Source organism: Sediminibacterium sp. FW305-C-61 (assembly GCF_058231065.1).
In genome coordinates this window covers 639,653-659,596 of the sequence record NZ_JBIQXR010000001.1, presented here as the reverse complement: position 1 = coordinate 659,596, position 19,944 = coordinate 639,653, and the positions used below count along the sequence as shown (strand labels likewise).

14 protein-coding genes are annotated in these 19,944 nt (G+C 40.4%); 1 reads left to right on the top strand and 13 read right to left on the bottom strand.

Annotated features, from left to right (window positions below; translation table 11 throughout):
* Positions 1–67 precede the first annotated feature (67 nt).
* A complete protein-coding gene (gene nusA, locus ACH30E_RS02730) occupies positions 68–1,318 on the bottom strand; it encodes a transcription termination factor NusA (RefSeq protein ID WP_294988834.1) in 1,251 nt (416 codons plus the stop codon).
* 68 nt (positions 1,319–1,386) lie between these two features.
* Complete coding sequence (locus tag ACH30E_RS02725; protein ID WP_294988837.1) at positions 1,387–1,857, bottom strand: LSm family protein; 471 nt, start codon at positions 1,855–1,857, stop codon at positions 1,387–1,389.
* A gap of 180 nt (positions 1,858–2,037) precedes the next feature.
* Between ACH30E_RS02725 and ACH30E_RS02720 the strand changes: the two genes are divergently transcribed.
* Positions 2,038–2,274 carry a hypothetical protein gene (locus ACH30E_RS02720; RefSeq protein WP_490823569.1) on the top strand — a complete coding sequence of 79 codons (237 nt, stop codon included), beginning with the start codon at positions 2,038–2,040 and terminating at the stop codon, positions 2,272–2,274.
* Positions 2,275–2,376: 102 nt separating this feature from the next.
* On the opposite strand, the gene ACH30E_RS02715 is transcribed toward ACH30E_RS02720, so the two are convergent.
* The 11 genes from ACH30E_RS02715 to ACH30E_RS02665 form a co-directional block, all read right to left on the bottom strand.
* A complete protein-coding gene (locus ACH30E_RS02715; protein ID WP_490823568.1) occupies positions 2,377–2,991 on the bottom strand; it encodes an HAD family hydrolase in 615 nt (204 codons plus the stop codon).
* A 42-nt stretch (positions 2,992–3,033) separates the two neighbouring features.
* The gene (locus tag ACH30E_RS02710; RefSeq protein ID WP_490823567.1) at positions 3,034–3,912 is read right to left on the bottom strand and encodes a PfkB family carbohydrate kinase; all 879 of its coding nucleotides are present in this window, start codon (positions 3,910–3,912) and stop codon (positions 3,034–3,036) included.
* Between the two features lie 173 nt (positions 3,913–4,085).
* Positions 4,086–6,155 (bottom strand): alpha-glucuronidase, encoded by a 2,070-nt coding sequence (locus tag ACH30E_RS02705; RefSeq protein WP_490823566.1) that lies wholly within the window; start codon positions 6,153–6,155, stop codon positions 4,086–4,088.
* Between the two features lie 56 nt (positions 6,156–6,211).
* The gene (locus ACH30E_RS02700; protein WP_490823565.1) at positions 6,212–7,585 is read right to left on the bottom strand and encodes a family 43 glycosylhydrolase; all 1,374 of its coding nucleotides are present in this window, start codon (positions 7,583–7,585) and stop codon (positions 6,212–6,214) included.
* A gap of 9 nt (positions 7,586–7,594) precedes the next feature.
* A complete protein-coding gene (locus ACH30E_RS02695; RefSeq protein ID WP_490823564.1) occupies positions 7,595–9,262 on the bottom strand; it encodes a glycoside hydrolase family 43 protein in 1,668 nt (555 codons plus the stop codon).
* Positions 9,204–10,163 carry a glycoside hydrolase family 43 protein gene (locus tag ACH30E_RS02690; protein ID WP_490823563.1) on the bottom strand — a complete coding sequence of 320 codons (960 nt, stop codon included), beginning with the start codon at positions 10,161–10,163 and terminating at the stop codon, positions 9,204–9,206. Before ACH30E_RS02690 ends, ACH30E_RS02695 begins: the two co-directional genes overlap by 59 nt.
* A gap of 16 nt (positions 10,164–10,179) precedes the next feature.
* Entirely contained in the window at positions 10,180–12,240 is a 2,061-nt protein-coding gene (locus ACH30E_RS02685; RefSeq protein WP_490823562.1) for an alpha-L-arabinofuranosidase C-terminal domain-containing protein, read from the bottom strand.
* Between the two features lie 7 nt (positions 12,241–12,247).
* A complete protein-coding gene (locus ACH30E_RS02680; protein ID WP_490823561.1) occupies positions 12,248–14,707 on the bottom strand; it encodes a glycoside hydrolase family 95 protein in 2,460 nt (819 codons plus the stop codon).
* A 5-nt stretch (positions 14,708–14,712) separates the two neighbouring features.
* Entirely contained in the window at positions 14,713–17,127 is a 2,415-nt protein-coding gene (locus tag ACH30E_RS02675; RefSeq protein WP_490823560.1) for a glycoside hydrolase family 127 protein, read from the bottom strand.
* A 17-nt stretch (positions 17,128–17,144) separates the two neighbouring features.
* Positions 17,145–17,990 carry a sialate O-acetylesterase gene (locus tag ACH30E_RS02670; RefSeq protein WP_490823559.1) on the bottom strand — a complete coding sequence of 282 codons (846 nt, stop codon included), beginning with the start codon at positions 17,988–17,990 and terminating at the stop codon, positions 17,145–17,147.
* Between the two features lie 24 nt (positions 17,991–18,014).
* Entirely contained in the window at positions 18,015–19,934 is a 1,920-nt protein-coding gene (locus ACH30E_RS02665) for an alpha/beta hydrolase-fold protein (RefSeq protein WP_490823558.1), read from the bottom strand.
* Between the last annotated feature and the right edge of the window lie 10 nt (positions 19,935–19,944).

Sequence of the window (19,944 nt, the reverse complement as noted above, 5' to 3'; positions counted from 1 at the left end):
TTATATGGCTATATCTGACCGGGCTTAATACTTAAGTTCCGTACAAATATAGCTTGTTATTAGCTGCTTACTCCTCTCTGTCGAATTCTTCCTGCAAGATTCTTCGAACTTCTTCGATTGTTTCCTTTTCCAGGTCTGTTCTTCTTTCCAGTTCTTCGGCTGTAAGATTCAGGATACTACGGGCAGTATCGCAACCGATGCGTTTGAACTCATCGATAACCCATGGTTCAATTTCATCGCTGAATTCATCCAGGTCGATATCAAATTCATCTACTACTTCTTCATCTTCTCTAAACACATCAATTTCATAACCGGTTAACTCACAAGCCAGTTTAATATTTACCCCGCGGCGACCGATAGCCAATGATACCTGATCGGCCTTGAGGTATACTTCTGCGTGTTTCTTATCGTTATCCAGCTCCATATAACTAATCTTAGCTGGTGTTAATGAACGTTGAATCAATAACTGGATATTGGTAGTGAAATTGATTACATCAATATTCTCATTCTTCAACTCACGAACAATACCATGAATACGGCTACCTTTCATACCCACACATGCACCTACAGGATCGATACGATCATCATAAGATTCAACCGCCACTTTCGCACGCTCTCCCGGATCACGAACAATTTTCTTGATAGCGATAAGTCCATCAAAAATTTCAGGTACTTCAATTTCAAGGAGCTTGGCTAGGAAAGTCGGACTTGTTCTTGACAGGATAATTACCGGTGTATTATTTTTCAGATCTACACGTTCAACTACAGCACGGATATTTTCTCCTTTTTTGAAATAATCCTGAGGTATTTGTTCAGACTTTGGAAGGATGAGTTCATTGCCTTCTTCATCAAGCAGTAATACTTCTTTTTTCCAAACCTGGTACACTTCTGCACTGATGATTTCACCAATACGATCGCCATATTTTTTAATCAATACATTCTTCTTCAAATCGCTGATACGACTGGCCAATGTTTGCTTTGCAGCAAGGATGGCGCGGCGACCAAAGTCAACCATATCAACCTCTTCATACAGTTCTTCCCCAACTTCGAAATCTGGTTCAATCTTCACTGCATCAGAATAACCTACTTCAGCCAATGGATCAATTACCTCTCCATCTTCCACAATCATTCTTCGACGAATAATTTCCAGATCACCTTTCTCTGCGTTTACGATTACATCGAAATTTTCATCGCTGCCATATTTTTTACGGAGCAGTGTTTTAAACACATCTTCTACCACTTTCATCATCGTGGGACGATCGATATTTTCTGCGTCTTTAAACTCCTGGAACGCTTCAATGAGGTTTATACTAGCCATGTCTTTAGTTTTAGAAATTCCTTGCGGGAAGCTATTAGCTATTAGCTATTAGCCATTAGCAATAAGAATCAGAATTTGATTTGAACTGTTGTTGATTTTATATGATTAAATGGAATAACCAATTGTTGAGTAACCGCCTTCTTACCTTTTCCTTCCGTATGCTCCACAATAATATCTGCCTCGGCTACTTCAAGCAGCTTACCTTCTTTTTTGGTGCCATCCAAAAAAAGCACTTCAATAAAACGACCGATATTTTTCTTGTATTGGCGATGTAATTTCAAAGGCTCATCAAGACCAGGTGAAGAAACTTCAAGCGAAAATTCTCCTTCAGGGTACATACCTGTTTCTTCAATGAGTTTATAAAGCCTGCGGTTGAAAGACACACATTTTTCAATAGCCAAACCTTCATCCCCATCTAGAAAAACTTTTACATTATTGGTAGGTTTGATACGGATGGATACCAGAAAATAGGCAGTTTCCTCTGCCAGCATCTCTGTTATCAGCCCTTCTATCCTTGTAATTTGTGTTTCTGTTGACATATTAAAATAGAAGAAGGGAACGCTTCCGTTCCCTTCTGTTGTTCTTTTCCTGATGCAAATGTACGATAAAAGAAGTGAATGTTCCAAATTTACTCCTCACCCCGGCTTTGCTTCGCTCGCCACCCCTCTCCACTCCGTGGAGAGGGGCAGGGGGTGAGGAGAATGTTTTATTTTTGTGGGATGAAGATTATTTTATGGGGTTTACTGATCTACTTTCTGTACAACCTGATATTTAAGATTGTTGTACCGGCTACCAAAGTGGCTTCCGACATGAAAGACAAAGTGCGTGAAATGCAGGCGCAGCAAGAGGAAGCACGTAAAAAATTCGAACAGCAACAACAATACCAGGCCCAGGCCCAAAAAGCCGCAGAAGCTAAGAAAAGCGATGATTATATTGATTTTGAGGAGGTGGGGTAGTGAATTGTCAATTGTGAATGGTCAATTGTGAATGGTCAACAGGTAATGGCAGGTTATTACAAAAACCAAACTACCTTCTTCTTAAAATTGACAATTCACAATTCACATAAAAACCTCCTGCAGCACCATCCCTGGCTGCAGCCAGAGGGTTTGGAGGCCTGCTGCCTTAGCTCCTTCTATGTTTTTTAGGGTATCGTCTATAAAAAGGGTTTCGCCTGCTTCCAAGTTTTCTAATTTTAGGAGCTGTTTGTATGAATCTGCATAGGGCTTTCTCAAGCCAAGTTCGTGTGAATAATAGGCTTTTATGAAATAATCATTGAAGTTTTTACCCCCGAATTTATCTTCAAACATCTTCATAAAGCATTGATAATGAATGATATTTGTGTTTGAATAGAGGTAAACCGGGTATTTTTCTTTGATACCCTCCAGCCAAGTGAGTCTTTCAGGAGGAAAATCCAGCAAAAGTGCGTTCCAGGCCACCTCGATTGTCTTATTACTCAAGTCAGTGCCTGTTTCTTTTCTGAATGCCTCATAAAATGTCTCTGGATCAATTTTACCCGTTTCCAAATCCTCGAAAAGTGTATTGGAGAATTGCTGGTTAAAACGTTGTCCAAAATCAGCTATGCCCAAATCAATAAAAGCCTGTTCAGTTAACTGGTAGTTGATATCAAGAAAAACACCACCAAGATCGAAGAGAATATTTTTGATGCCTATCATGGTACAAAGCTATTGACTGATTCCTTACGCTTAGCTATTCGTTTATAGTATGACGTTATCGTGTATAATCTTTTTAACTGCTGCTGCTGTTTCGTTAAATGGACCAGAAGCTGCAATTTTTATGGTGGCCATGGCTGCACCAAATTTTCCGGCGGCTTCTATCTCTTCTCCCTCAATACGCTTATATAGGTAGCCAGCCATATAAGTATCCCCACAACCGGTAGCATCTTTTACTACTGCAGGTTTGTAAGCAGGAATATTGAAGATTTTATTTCCATCATATATCAGTGATCCTTTACTGCCCATGGTAATGACTACTTCCTTCACTCCCATGTCAAATAATATTTTTGCAGCATGTTCCACATTATTGCTTCCTGTAATGGTAAAAGCTTCTGTTTCGCTTGCTTTAATAATGGTAATATGTGGAAGAACAGTTGCTTTTGCTGACCAATCTATGGCTTCCACATGCTGGTTAATTACTGTTCGCAAAAAACCTTGTACATCCAATGAAACGGTTGCCCTTTTGGATAAAGATTCAATAAAATCTGCAGACATATCGCGTGCCAGTAATGGCCCGAGATGAAAATGTTTAGCCTGGATATTTTGCAGGTCTTCTATGCTAAAAGGGTCTGCTTCAAATAATACTTTTTGCTGTCTGTCATCGCTGTTGCTGGTATAAATATTTTCAAAGTAAACAGTGTGCTTACTGGGAACAATCGTCAGGTCTATACCCTCCTGTTGTAATGCCTCGGTAAAAATCAGGTCGTCTGAAGATAAGGCTGTAACCAGATGATAGTTTAAAGGAAAATTTTTCAGTGCATGAGAGAAATAAAAAGAGGTACCACCAGCCATATGCACAGTATCGGATGGTGTAACTATTTTATCGTGTGTGAGATGGCCTATGCAACAGAGATCGTACATGTAAACTAAATAATACAGAAAGATACAAATACTGGATTAGTAACGACTTTGAATTTAGGTAAATTGAATATTGTAAGTATTGATATGCCACAGAGGGCACAGAAGTACACTGAAAATTTCTGTGTTATTTCTGTGCCCTCTGTGGCATAATTAATCAATCAGGAGCTAGCTGATTAACTCCCCGGCCTTCTCCTTACCATATCATTCGCAATAATTTCATCCAGATTATGAATCGGCTTTTCTACATCCATCGGAATAGGCATTCGGCTGAATGTTTGAAAATAAAGAATACATGCATCTTTCCACAAAACAGCATTCGCCGTTTGTGTTCTTAGTTTTCTTTGAATGGCTTTATGTCGGGCGGTATCAATATATGGCGCAGCACCATCCCAGATTTTTTGAAATACACGCACCTGCTTAACTCCCTGGTCATACTTAGTACAAATATCATCCCATAGTGTACGCCCCGATTTCATTTTATAGGTCCAGGGTAAATGATGAAACCACAACAATAATGTTTCAGGACAAGTAGATGGATCATTGAACATGGATGCCAATGGTTCTTTATATTGACTTACCGCATCACTACCCATTTTTGTTCTATTAAACCCTACTCCATTTGAATCGGCCTGGTGATAATATGGCGGTGTCCAGTCTGCACGCATCCTTGCCGGCCCCCACCATGGGCCCGGACCATAATGTTCATTGGCCGACATGATATGATGAAAGCCATAAGGCATCATATAATTTACAGCAGCCTCCCTGCTATCAAGCATCATTCGCTTAACCGGTACCAATACATTTTCGGTCCAGTCAATACCATGCACCGTTTTAGATGGTTGATCGCTGTTTCCAGCAAATGTTTGCTTGATCCACTCATCCGCAATGGCTTCACTTGTTATACTGTTGTTCCAGGCAAGTCTGCCAAAGGCATACCAATTTGATTGTGCGAAATCATGACCACACCAGTTGGTATCCAATCCTACATTCGATACCCCGGCAATGGCTGTATATTTTTGATTGAATACTGTTCCATCAGTACAACGCGCCACTGTACTACCTGGTCCTTCCTGGTAAGTATCGCTTTGCAAACACTCTTCCCACATGGTTGATAGGAAAACAAGGTGTTTAGAATGACCAAGGTACTCTTGTGTAATCTGAAACTCTGTCATCACCGGTGTTCTTTTCATTGCACCGATCAGTGGACTAAATGGCTCTCTTGGCATAAAATCAATCGGACCATTTTTTACCTGTATGATTATATTGTCTTTGAATTTTCCATCGAGTGGTACAAATTCATTGTATGCTTGTTTAGCCCTGTCTTTGTCATTCGGACTATACACAAACGCCCTCCACATGATGATGCCACCAAAAGGTTGTACCGCATCGGCCAACATGTTGGCACCATCGGCATGGGTACGACCAAAATCCTGCGGACCTGGCTGGCCTTCACTATTTGCTTTTACCAGAAAGCCACCAAAATCAGGTATCAACGCATAAATTTCTTTTGCCTTTTCTTTCCACCAATTGATCACGGCAGGGTCAAGCGGATCTGAAGTTGGTAATCCCCCAATCACTTTAGGGGAAGAAAAATTAATCGACAAATAAGCTTTCACACCGTAAGGCCTCAGCACTTCTGCAATAGCTTTTACACGTTTCAGATAATCTGCATTGAGGATATTGGGCGATGCATTCACATTATTGAGCACAGCACCATTAATACCAATCGATGCATTGGCACGTGCATATTCCTGCCAACGCTTTTTATCATTTTCTGTTACTTCATAAGGGTTGTCTCTCCTCCAGAAAATAGAGAAGCCCGCATAACCTCTTTCAATAGTTCCATTTAAATTATCCCAATGGTTAAGGGTCCTAATATCATAAGACGGATTAGAAACCATTTCCTGTATTAACTGTCCGGTTTGTTGTTTGCGTAGCAATTCATATACCCCATACAGCAAACCAAATTCAGTATTTGCCTCAATAGCATTATTGAGCAGGCGAAAACCATCTTTCTTTAGGGCTTTGTCTTTTTTGATGACGAGGCTTATTGTTGCGCCAGCTTTACCCAACCAACCTTGTATGAGTTCCTGTTTTGCAATAGCGATTGTTGGCGAATTCAATGCACAGTTTACCGTTACCGGCAAAGCCTTTTTGTTTCTTAACCAAAGTTGATGTCCATCTTCTGCCTGTATGTTCAAAACAGCACATAGCAGCAATAGACTACAGAGAAATGTTTTCATTTTTTTTGTTTTGGTATCGTTTATCAATTTGAGCTGAAAGGTTTTATGCAGGGGTATTACTCAAATTTGATCCAGTCTATGTCTAAGGCCGATCCTTCTTTTAGCACAAGCACCAAATCCTGTACACCTGTGGTCTTTTTTTGGATATCGGCTCCAATAGTCATCCAGTTATTGTCTCGTTGTACACTAGCTGTTCCTATCAAAGTACCATTTATTCCGCCTATCCTTATTTCTACTTTACAGTTCTCACCGGCTTTTGTTTTTAAAATAATTTTCTTACCAGGTTGTTTACCAAAATCAACTGCATTGTATTGTATCCAGGCTCCCGGATTTTTGAAAGTTGTTTTCCATCCCTGGAATGTATTTGATGTATCCAGAAAGCTGATCTCCGTGTTTGCTGCATCGAGTTTACTGTATCGGTCTATTTGAATTTCACTCTTAGCATTTGTTAACCCGGCACCCCTTAAAGTTGGTATCACTTTTTGAATGGTACCATCTGCATTAAACGACAAACTATCCATCCTTATTGATCTTGCTTTGTCGAATTTGGGTGAGTAATCGTTGTGGTGATAAAAAAGATACCACTGTTTTTTGTATTGAATAATAGAGTGATGGTTTGTCCAACAACCAGTGGGAGATTCATCCATGATTACACCTGTCATCTTAAAAGGCCCCATTGGGTTATCGCCAATTGCATATTCAAGTCGCTCTGTCTTATTTTCTACATGTGGGAATGTGAGGTAGTAAAGTCCATTTCTTTCAAAAACAAACGGACCTTCTTTCAATCCCTTTGTTGGTAAATTAGGAATGGTTACTACTTCAGATGCCAGTTCAACCATGTTTTCTTTCAGTTTCGCCACATAGATATTTCCCTGCGACCAATAGAGATAGGCCTGGCCGTCTTTATCAATAAATACATTCGGATCTATTCCCCTAACTCCTTTAATAGGTGTTGGTTCGGGTACAAACGGACCTGTAGGTTTGTCTGATACAGCCACCCCTATGCCAAAGCTTCTGCCATATACGGCAGTGTCTTTAGGTAATGTTGGGAAGTAGAAATAATATTTACCATTGCGCTCTACACAATCGGGAGCCCACATACTATATCCGGTAGGATTAGCCCAGGGCACGGTAGTCTGACTAACAATCATACCATGGTCGGTCCAGTCGGTAAGATTTGCTGATGAAAATACATGGTAGTCTTCCATGCAGAACCAACCAACTCTTCCTTTTCCTGGCTGGGCAAGGATATCGTGAGATGGGTAAACATAGACCCTATCGCCAAAAACCCGTGCAGTTGGGTCAGCAGAGAACTGGTTTCTAACGATAGGGTTTTGTGACCTGGCTGATTGGCAGATACAGGCTACAAATAACATCACTACAAAAGATTTGATGCAGTGAATGGTGGTTTTATGAACAAGCTTTTTCATTGTATGGATTTATTTTTTGTCAGCAATAGTATCTGTGATATGAAAGAAGTCGAAATCAGCTGCACCTCCCGTTGTTTTGGTGGCATAGTTGAACAGGGTAAATCGATAGCCAATAAATTGTGGAATGGTATAAGCCATTTTTAGTTGTGTGCCTATCGCATTCCAGGTTTTATTATCCAAACTATAATAGAAATGGGCGGTATCTTTTCTATTGGTGAAATCGCATGCTGCTTTTAGGTAAACTACTGACTGCGTTAAAGGAAGTTTGGCTACCTCTACCGGTTTTCCTGAGCTGGCATTGATCATCACCAATTCTTTTTCAGTTCCATTGATCCTCACGCCTAATTGTCCAAAATTCTTTTGTAAAAGTGCCAGTCCGGCAAAATCACCATCTTTCATATTGCTAACATCCAATGCTGTGCTGCCAGAACAAACAGGCCCGATGGTTCTTTGTGTAAGCGAGTTTCTTGCTAATAAAAAACTGGTATCAATTCTTCCTGTTTTCAAGCGCAGGTATCCTTTTCTTTCTGTTACCGACCATAAATTGTTATCCGGATTATGGTCCCACTGCCATACTAATGGTAAAGCGGGTTCGCCTTTTTTGCGGGTGAAATCATCTGAAGCTACAATGCCAGGTATAAATCCTTTACCTGCCGGAAGGTCAAGTGTAGCAGGCACTTTACCATCTATTCCCAATACAGGCCAACCATCTTTCCATTCAACAGGCACCAGATAAGGAATACGCCCTACTGCACCATAATCGCGGAATAAATAAGAAAACCATCTGCCATCGGGCATGTCTATTAACCCACCCTGCGCTACACCCAGATCCTGCAAGGCAAGCCTGCCTTCCCATGGACCAGTTAATTTATCCGCACGATGAATAACCACTGTTCTCATTCCGCCGCGTGGCCAGGTGATATTGAAGAGATAATATTTACCGTTTACTTTAAAGAGTTGAGAGCCTTCTCCTAAACCACTATTGCCAACTGATTGACTCGGTGCGGTTACATCTTCAATAACTGTCTGGTTAACGCCTCCTTCTTTTATTCCGGTTAAATCATCTTTCAATTCTACCAATACAAGTTTGCGGTTGCTATAAAGCATATATACTTTACCATCATCATCAAAGAACAATGAATGATCGTGTAAGCTTGGCTTAAATGACCAGGATTTCCATGGCCCCTTTTCAATATTTTTGGTGGAATAGATATGCGTTCTACCAGTAGTTTGCGCAAATGTGGTTACATAAAAAACTCCTTTATGATAGCGTATACTACTGGCCCAGGAGCCGCGTCCATAGGTACTTTTACCATTGGTGAGGTTTAATTCATCCAAGCTGGCCAATGTATCATAAGCATAACCAATCGTTTTCCAGTTTACGAGGTCCGTTGATTTCATAATAGGTACACCCGGACTCATGTGCATAGTGGTACTGCTCATGTAATAGGCATTTCCTACCCTAATCATAGCAGCATCGGGAACATCGGCAAAAATGACTGGGTTGGTAGCTTTGTCAGATTGTGCAGTTACTGGATTAACACAAGCCAACATCATCAGCAACTGTGAAAACAAGACGCTATATGTAGTGTTGATTTTTATACGCATGATCTGGTATTTATTGGGTAACAGGTTTAACGCCTTCTTTTGTCTGAATAATTTTTTGGATCGTTCCATCTTCATTGTAATACATATAGTCTACGCAAACAGATCGCCTGTAACTTCCACCTGTTGGTAGTGTTCCGTTGTGATAGAAGAAATAAGATTTCCCCTTATAGTCAATAATTCCTGGGTGTGTCGTAAAACTATTGGGAACATTTTCCTGGATGATACCCTGGTAATTCCAGGGACCCATTGGACTATTTGAAGTGGCATATTCAATCATTTCAGGTTTTGTGCCTCTGCCTGCATATACCAGGTAATAGAGACCCTTTCGTTTGTACAACCATGGACCTTCAATAAAATTTTTCACATCTACAACTGTTATCGGTCCTTCGGTTTCAGTCATATTTTCTTTGAGCTTTACCCATTTACAACTACCATTACCCCAGTAGAGGTAAGCCTGTTTATCATCATCTATAAATACTGTTGGATCAATATCATCCCAGGCATGTGGTTTGTCTTTGGTCATTTCATTGGTGATTAAGGCTTTGCCAATGGCATCTTTAAACGGACCCGTTGGACGATCAGACACTGCTACACCAATAGCAGCCCCACCATTGCTGTTGCTGTCTTTTTTATGAAAAGTAGATACAAACCAATAGAACTTGCCATTTCTTTCAATACACTGAGCTGCATAAGCATCTCCTGTAGCCCATGAAAAGGTATGTGGTGAAAGAAGCGCACCATGGTCTTTCCAATTCACCATATCGGTTGTTGAAAACACATGCCAGTCGGGCATTTTATAATTTGGTGCTGTAACTGATGCAGTATCATGACCTGTGTATAGGAAGAGTGTGTCTTTGTACACAATGGGAGATGGGTCTGCAGTAAAAATGTGTTTGATGATGGGGTTTTGAGCGTCAGATTTTTCTGCCGCTACAAAAATCAGCATAAGAATGATTATCCTAATTTTCATGGTGTATGGTTTATGATTATTGGGTATTTACTTTTATAAGTGTAAACGACATAGGTGGCAATGACTGTTCAAAATTTTTAGCTATTGCAATCTGCTCAGACACTGGTTGAACAATATTCTTTGATTCAAATCCATTTTTTGCATCAGCACTTGCGCTTAGTATTGTCTTTGTTCCGGCTATACCTACAGCTTTAAACGCTGACAAATCTATCTTTACAGATTTTGTGGTGTTTCCCGCGTTGACAAGTTTAACAATGATATCTCCAGACTTACTATTATAAACACATGAGCTTCCAACTAATGAGTCTAAATTGTCTTTTAAGATTATACCATCGACATAGTAGTCGCCCTGGTTAGCGCTGAACATTTTTTGAACATGATAATTAGGTGTGAGGTAATAATCACTATTGTTGAAAAATATCATATCAGTAGTCCATTGTGTAAAATTTTGTTTAGCAAACAATGGCGCATAAGATGCCATACTTACCACATCACCGTTACGCTCAAGTCCTGTCATAAACAACGCTTCAGTAATTGCATTGTACTGTTTATTCCCCCATGATGCATATTCACCTAAGTAAACCTTTCCGGCATTGCGGTTATAATTATCATATCGATACTGGTTTGCAATAAGCCATTCGGGTTGTACATAATAATGTTCATCTACAACCGCAACTTTCAAATCATTCGCCAGTTTCCAGCCCTTATCAAAATCCTCCCCACTATGAAAAGGTCCGCTTGTTCCGATTAATTCTATATCAGGATATTTTGCTTTTACTGCATCATGAATCATTTTAAACCGCTGCTCAAATTCAGGTGTAATCTTATCTTCATTACCTATGCCAATATATTTCAGGTTAAATGGCGTGGGATGCCCGGCTGCTGCGCGTTTTGCACCCCAGGTAGAACTCGCAGAACCATTTGCCCACTCCACCAGATCAAGCACTTCCTGTATATAATCTTTCATTTCTTCCATTGGTAATGCCTGCTGTCCGGTTCCACCAACCCGCCAGGTGCCACCAGAATTCTGGCAACTCACTGCTGCAGGTAATACAGGTAAGGGCTTTGCGCCTATGTCTTCACAGAACTGGAAATACTCATAGTAACCTAAACCTGCAGTCTGGTGATACCCCCATAGGTTTTTTTGTTCTACCCTTTGCTCCAATGGACCAATCGTATTTTTCCACCGATACATATTTCCTACACCATCACCATGGGCCAAACAGCCACCCGGAAAACGAATAAAGGCCGGCTTCATATCGGCCAGTAATTGGGCCAGGTCTTTACGCAAACCATTGGGCCTGTTTTTAAAAGTGTTTTGTGGAAACAAAGACAAAACATCCAACGCCAGCTTTCCTTTTGAAGTGGCAAGTAAAACTACCTGGGTGCTGTCGCAGTTTTCATCTGCTATTAATGAAGTACTATAATTGTTCCACGACTTTTTATCAATGACTATTTTACTTTCAGCAAGTACTTTGCCTTTTGTGTTCTGTAAACTCACATAAATATCTACGGGTGAAACAGACAGTTGTTTTGCAAAAACTGAAAAGGTAAAACCTTCCCCCTTTTTTACCACAATGTTTCCAAATCCGGAGTTTTTAATCCCAACACCTGGTCTACCAGTGGTGATTGATGCTGGCAAAGGTTGCTGTGCGTTTCCTCCGGTTCTTGGTGGCACTGTTCCTATATGTTCAATGTTTAAGACAGCATAATGCGGATTATTTATATGTACCGGCTGATTGGTTTCTACATTAAAAGACCCATAAGAAAAACCGGGTGTTATATACTCCCAAAAAGAAAGTGGATGCCACTGCCGATTATCTGTCGGACTGTATTCAAAAGACCTGTTTTGTATCAACTCTGCATACAATCCGCCATCTGCCGCATAATTAATGTCTTCAAAGAAGAGCCCAAATAAATCTGTGCTGATTTTTTTGGCCGTTTTTGGGATCAGCGTATTTTTTGGTTGTGCATAGGTTGACAGATTTATGGTAAATGATAACCAAAGGGACAAACAGATACACCAGCAATGAAACCGTAGCTGTGAATGATTTTTCTCAAAAAATTGTTTAGCCATAGTACTACTATTGATGCATAATAAATTGATAGGTTTTACCTTTCTCTGTTGGCAAATCGTATAACCATGTTGTATTTAGTATCGGAGTTTCAATATTTGCCTCAGACGATACAATCGGATCTGTTACTGCTACGTGATAAAAAAACGGGTTTGGATTTTCACCTGTAGCTTTTTTCAAACCTGCACTATTGTTTGCGTTCATTTCATTCGGCACCCTTATCCTTAAGTTTCCGCCAAGTGTTGATTTAATGATCAGGTTAACCAGCTTACCAGATTTCCATTCCATTTTTACTATCTCAAACCCACCAATGGTTTTCAGGCCACTTATCGTTCCCCTATCTTTCCAGATATCTGGTATTGCAGGTAACAGATGAATTGCGCCATCAGCGCTTTGCATGAGCATTTCGGTAATACCGGAAGTACAACCAAAATTGCCATCAATCTGAAATGGCGGATGGGCATCAAATAAATTATTGTATGTACCGCCACCACCTTCATTGGTACCTACTGGTGTTAACTGTGCCTGAATGAGTTTATATGCATGATTACCGTCGAGCATTCTTGCCCACCAGTTTACTTTCCATCCCATACTCCAACCGGTGGATACATCTCCTCTTTGTATCAAGGTATTCTTTGCTGCACTGTATAAAGCAGGTGTGCGGTAAGGAGATATCTGGTTGGAAGGAAATAATCCATAGAGATGTGATATATGTCTATGCTTGTCATTCGGATCATCCAGGTCATCTAACCATTCCTGTAACTGACCATGCCTGCCTATTTGCATCGGTGGCAATTGTTTCCTTAATGCTGTAAGGGTATCAGCAAAACTTTGGTCCCTTTGTAAAATACTGGCAGCCCGAATAGTAGTACTGAAAATATCGTATACTATCTGGTTAGTCATAGTTGTACCTGCATCAATAGATGCTCCCTGATGGCCGGCAGGAGAATTTTCGGGCGACATATCCGGGTTAATAACCAGCCATTGTTTCTTTGGGTGCTTCACTAAAAAATCAACATAAAATGTAGCTGCCGATTTTAAAATGGGGTAGGCCGTAGATAGAAATTTTGTATCACCTGTATAGAGATAATGTTCCCACAAATGCTGACTCATCCAACCTCCTGCTGCATTCCATACGCCCCATAAAGCACCATCAACCGCGCCATTGGTGCGCCATATATCTGTATTGTGATGCGCAACCCAGCCTCTTGCACCATACATTACCCTGGCTGTTTGTTTACCCGTTTCAGACAATTCCTTTATCATTCTCAAAAACGGTTCATGCAGTTCCGATAAGTTGGTTTTCTCTGCAGGCCAATAATTCATCTCTGCATTGATGTTGATGGTGTATTTACTATCCCATGGTGGTCTTATTCTGTTGTTCCAGATACCTTGCAGGTTGGCCGGTTGTCCACCAGGCTTTGATGAGCTGATGAGTAAGTATCTTCCATATTGGTAATACAGGGTTACCAGATTTGGGTCGTTTGTTTTATTAAAATTTTTTAATTGCTGATCGGTAGGTAAAGTGCTCACTTCTGCATTACCCAGGTTGAGTTTTACCCGATTAAAATATCGCTGGTAAGCTTTTACGTGCGATGCTGCTACGGTGGTAAATGATTTACCATAAGACTTTACCATGTCTTCCGTTGCCCGCTTTTTTTCGTCTCCTGAAATATCCTGGTAATTATTAAACCCTGTTGCTATAGTAATATAGATCGTGGCTTCATCGGCATTTGCTATTACCAAAGATGTATCGGTTCGGTGTTGTGTTCCACCCTTCGCATTAATTTTTACTATGCCCTTAAACTTCAATAGTCCTTTTACAGATTCATGGTCCATGGATGTTCCGGTAATGGATAGTTCATTGTTGCTCGCAGTTTGTATCGATACTTTTGGTTGTTGCGTTTTTAGATAGGCAGTAAAAGAAATGCTTGCTTTTTTACTTGCAGTTAAATGCAGCACTATTACCGGATCGGTAAAGGATGTTAAAGCTTTTCTTGTATAAGTAACACCCGCCACATCGTAGCTTGTTTTTGTAATTGCTTTTTCAATGTCTAATTCACGGTAATAATTGGTGTATTGATCATGCCCGTTGAACAACAATTGCAGGTCACCAAGCGGCTGAAACATTTGTCCATGAGATAACTTCGTAATGATGGTTTTATTGGCTACCCGTTCTGCCTCCTTAAACCTGCCGTCGAAAATGAGTTGTCTTAATAATGCCAGTGAGTCTAATGCCAGTGGATTGTCGTTCCTGTTCGGACTTCCACTCCAAAGCGTATGTTCATTTAGCTGGATGGTTTCTTTAGCAACATTTCCGTAAACCATAGCCCCTAGTTTTCCATTGCCGATAGGCAATGCATTTTCCCATGTATTGCCTGATGGTTGATTATACCAGAGTTTTAAAGGCTGCTGGGCATAAAGCATCACATTAATACAGCAGCAGAAAAAGAGGCTTAGTTTTTTCATATTGCTTAATTTTTTCTGACCAACCGAACCTGATAGAATGCACCTGCTGTACTACCTTGTTTTGCCTGAAACTTTATAGTTACCTGTTTTTTATTTGTCAGCATGGATGCAGGAATCTGGTAAGTCACATCTTTAAACTCTTGTACATTCCATTTATCGGTCAGGTCTTCTGAAATCAATAATTGATCATCGATCATGATATCAAATTTTCTACTACCCCTTTCAGCACCCCAATAACGAATCATCAATGAGAGGGAGGTTTCGTTATTGGTTGATAATTGATAGCTTATAAAACCTCCGTTACGTGCTTCCCGCCAAAATTCATCGAGGCGGTTACCGGTACCAGTATTTATTTGCTGCATCTGATGATCTGCTTCAGGTTGTTGTTCACCTGCTATCACTACATCAACAGTTTTTTGTTGTAAAGCAATCCTGTCGGCTTCTTTTTTTGCTATTGAATCAACATAGGTTTTGTACTGGTTTTTGTTAAGTGTCATCCAGTACATCATATACCTTGCGTCATGCACCTTGTAAAAAGGCTCAAGTTCAAGTGGTATTTCATTACCTATTGCAATATTTGAAAACTTAAAGTGTAAGGGTTTATCTTTTATCTGCACCAGGCTATTAACAATACTTGCCGGCTTTTCAGTAATTAATATAGGGGCTTTATCAACAGGCAGTCTTTTACCATGTGCAATATGTCCCCAGCGACTATCATCGGCCACGAGCCCGTTTAATGACTCATTGCCAGTTTTGGCAGCCAGTAATATCGGACCATACATCACAGCATTGTAATCAACCACATAAGGTAATTGCTCAATATTGAGATGCATGGGTAATGCAATTTCAATTATATCTCCTTTTTTCCATACCCGGTCAATGGAAACATAAGATGATGGTTGGGAGTTGTGTTTGTATTCTTTGCCATTAATGGCTATACGAAATGCACCGGGGGCTACCCAGGATGGATAACGGATTTTAATATTCCTTTTCCCTGATCCTTCCCTGATACGTAAAATAGTTTTTTCACGTTGAGGAAATGCTGTTTCCTGTTCAAGCATAAAATGCTTTGCTTTCCAGTTTAATGTTGAAGCTACAAAGAGGTTTACAAACAAAGTATCCTGTTGGTGCGTATAAATTAACTCATTGTATTTACCATGATTCTCCATACCACTTCCTACACAACACCACATGGCTTTATTAGGAGATGAATAAACCCTGTAATGTCTTGGACGAACAGGTGTAAAATATACATATCCGCCATGTTCAGGATGCTGTGTAGACAGGATATGATTATACATGGTTCGTTCATAATAATCAATATACTTTGCATCTGCATTTACCCTGAACAAATCAGCGGTTAGCTTGAGCATGTTATAAGAATTGCAGGACTCGGGGCCTTCCACTTCTGTAATAAAATCAGTACTGGATGCTTTGCTCGGAAAAAACTCTCTTCTGCTATTACCACCAAATGCCAGTGTTCTGTTTTGTGTTACCGTTTGCCAGAAAAATTCACCGGCAATGGTGTAAGCCGGGTCTTTGGTTAGTTCTGCTATTCTTTGAAATCCTATGGCTTTGGGAACCTGTGTATTAGCATGTTTATTATCCAGGTTATCATTTCGCTGGGCCATGGCATCTAAAATTTGACGGTGTGAAAACCGTTTAGCTGCATCCAGGTACTTTGATTCTCCTGTTATTTGATAGGCATCTGCAAAAACTTCATTCATGCCACCATGCTCAATATCTAACATAGATTGCATCTGCGTTTCGTTAAGTGTTGAAACGACATTTATTCCCCAGGCACAAAAAATTAAGAACAGTTGTTTTGCCTGCTCATTACCGGTATATAACCATGCATCGCGTAAGCCATTGTACATTTTATGGAGGTTATACCAGGGTACCCATGCAGCTCGAAATGTAGTAAAATCACCTTGTTTGAGTGTAGACCATATTTTATTGCTATTTGGTACGGCACCGATATAACCAACTCCCCAATCTGGGTATAGCTTACCATTGGCAGCAGCACAGGCGCCCAGTTCTTCAATGATATAATCAAGCCGCTTTTTACATTCCGGGTTATTAGTGGTAGCATAATTCATAGCCATTGCTGTCAGGTAGTGTCCGGCTATATGACCATCTAAACCATCCCAGTTTGAATAAATTTTAGCTTTTTCCGGGAGTCCGGCTATTTTTCTAAACCCAGCTAACAAGCGATCAACATCATATTGTACCAGCGTTTGAATATTCAGGTCGCGGGCATGTTTAAAGATTTGATCCTTTAACACCACATCGCCCAAAGGGAAACTATTGTTATACAAACTCGTTTGAGCTTTTATATCATTGCCCTGAATACTTAACAGACATATCCATAACAATAAAAGTTTGGCGAATTTGTATGTCTGGTGTTTTATTGTTTGCATACCTTTTTAAATTAAGGTTACTTTCTTTTGTTTAGCAATGCGAGCATTTTTTCTGCATAACGTTTTCCAAGTATCCGATAACCCTCTGCATTAAAATGCAGGTTGTCTCGAGCATCTGGCACTCCACTCGATGAAATTACATGCGCATTTGGAATGGTATTAGGCAAGGTAGCAATGATGGCATTCATGCTTGCGCATACACCACCCTGATCAGCATTTACGGTTTCACCAGCTAATAAGGGCACATCTTTCGCCTTTAACTTCAGGTCTTTTAAAAGATTGGTATAGACCTTATTTACTTTTGCAGGCCAGGTTGAATCGTTGGTATTCGATTCTCCCTGGTGGAGTAAAATACCTTTTATCACTCCATCTTTTTGGGCCAGCTTCGCCATTTCAACGAGACGCTGGTAAGGATTACCATCATATTCTTTGATCATGCCCAACATCCAGTTAGGTGCCGTAGTAATATAGGTTTGATAATTGTCCTTGTCGAACAATTCAATCTTACAGCCTCCAATGGATACATTGATGACACCTACTTTAATTTTTTCCGGCAAACTATCTACCAGTGTTCTGCCGAAATAATCAGCGGGAGTTAATCCTGTTTTACACCTGCATAAAGGAGGCACTGCAGTATACCATTGCCCTTTTGTTCTACCCAGATTAGGACAGTCTACTGCTTCCATTACTTTAAACCTGCTGTTTACAATCGTATCCTGTGGTTCAAACCTTGCATTGCCTTCCATATTCGACTGGCCAAAGCATAGGTATATATGAAAGTTTTTGTCTTGCGAATAACCAGCGATGCTGAACAGCATTATAACTGCCAGAACGATTGATCTTTTCGGTTGCTGCATATTCATAGTGAATGAATTAGTTGATAAATACTACTTGAACAATAATTGTGCAAAGTTGAACAGGTTATTTCTCCATACCGGCCATGTATGTCCACCAGGATATTCACTATAGGTGTACTTAATACCTATTTCATCAAACTTGCCCATCATTGTTTTGCAGTTGTTGTAGGCAATATCTTCTTTACCACCCATGGCAATCCAAAATGATTTGATATTACTATTGATAGCCGCCGCATTCTCTTTCATGAACTGGTATTGCGGGTTTGATAAAGCAGGTTGGTTACCGAACCACCCTGAACTGAATACACCCAAATGCGAAAACATGTTATGATTGCGTACACCTGCATACAAGGTTTGTATACCTCCCATTGATAGTCCGGCCAAAGCTCTCTGGTCAGGCGTTGTGTTTACGCGAAAATTCTTTTCAACAAAAGGAATAACATAATCTTTTAGTTCATTCTCGAAATTCTTGAGTGCCTGCTCCCCAAAACCACCGATACCGCCACTACTCAAATTACCATCCATCATTACTACCACCATTGGTTTTGCTTTTTTTACCGCAATCAGGTTGTCGATGATTAAATCTGTTTTACCCTGTGTGGCCCATCCAGTTTGGTCTTCGCCACCACCATGTAAAATATAGAGTACCGGATATTTTTCAGACTGGTTCTCGTCGTAACCGGGAGGTGCATAAACATACATCTGTCTCCAAGAATTGGTTACACGTGAGAAATACTTTTTGATACGGATATCACCATGGGGCACATTCTTCATCGCGTAATAATCGCCGCCAGCAAAAGGTATTTCAATACCACTTGCCATGCGTCCCATTCCGTAAAATGTTTGACTACCCGGATCTGCTACGGCCAGTCCATCAATGATTATGGAATAATAATGGAAGCCTTCACCAACCGAATCGGTAGTTGCACGCCAGTTACCTTCTTCATCTTTTACCATATCATATTTCTTACCCAGGTCTACCTGTACTTTTTTCGCATCAGGTGCTTTTATGCTGAAGATGACACGGTTGTCCGGTAATATCTGCGGATAAGCTGCATTCCTCACATTGCTGGCAGCAGGTGCTCCTGCAACAGGGTATTTTGAGAAAGAGGAGGTGTCTACCGGTTTAAATAATAATTGGGAGAACATGTATAATCCATTCTTCCAAACTTTAAAATCATGCACCCCTGGTTCTATAAAATAAATATGCGGCAGTCCATTCTTGTTGGCATATTCATGTAGGCGTGTGCTGAACCTTATAAGGCCGTCGCTGGCTCCGCATGACAAATACAACAACTTGATTTTTTGTTTTGCAGCTGCAATATCCGGTAAGAGTTCTTCAGGAGTCTTTGTATTGGGCGCAGACGAGAATCCTCCGATCCATGCAAATTTGTCCAGGTTACCTAATCCAAAATTCAGGGATTGTCCACCACCCATTGATAAGCCGGCAATTGCCCGATGCTCTCTGTCGGTTAGTGCTGAATAGTTGGTTTCAATAAAAGGGATAAGGTCGTTCAGCAGGTCCTTTTCAAAAGTAGCGAAGGCCTGTACTTTATCTGGTGCCATTATATTACCTGTTGCCCTATCATCTTTCATGGCCCTTCCGTTTGGAAGTACCACAATCATTGGTTCTATTTTACCTTCTGCCAATAGGTTATCGAGGATAATATGTGGCTTACCACCTGTTAACCATTCTTTCTCATCTCCTCCAATACCATGTAATAAATACAGCACCGGATATTTTTTGTTTTTGGAATACCCCGGCGGTGTATACACCAATAATTTTCTGTCGTTACCTACTGTTTTAGATGGGTAGGTAATAGAATCAATTTTTCCATGCGCGATATTTTCTTTCAAAACATCAAATCCTGCAGATGCTGGTTTTATGATGCCTTGTGCGAGTCCATTCAGGCCAAGCGCAAGTAGTAAAATAATTAGTACTGGTTTCATGATTGTTGCT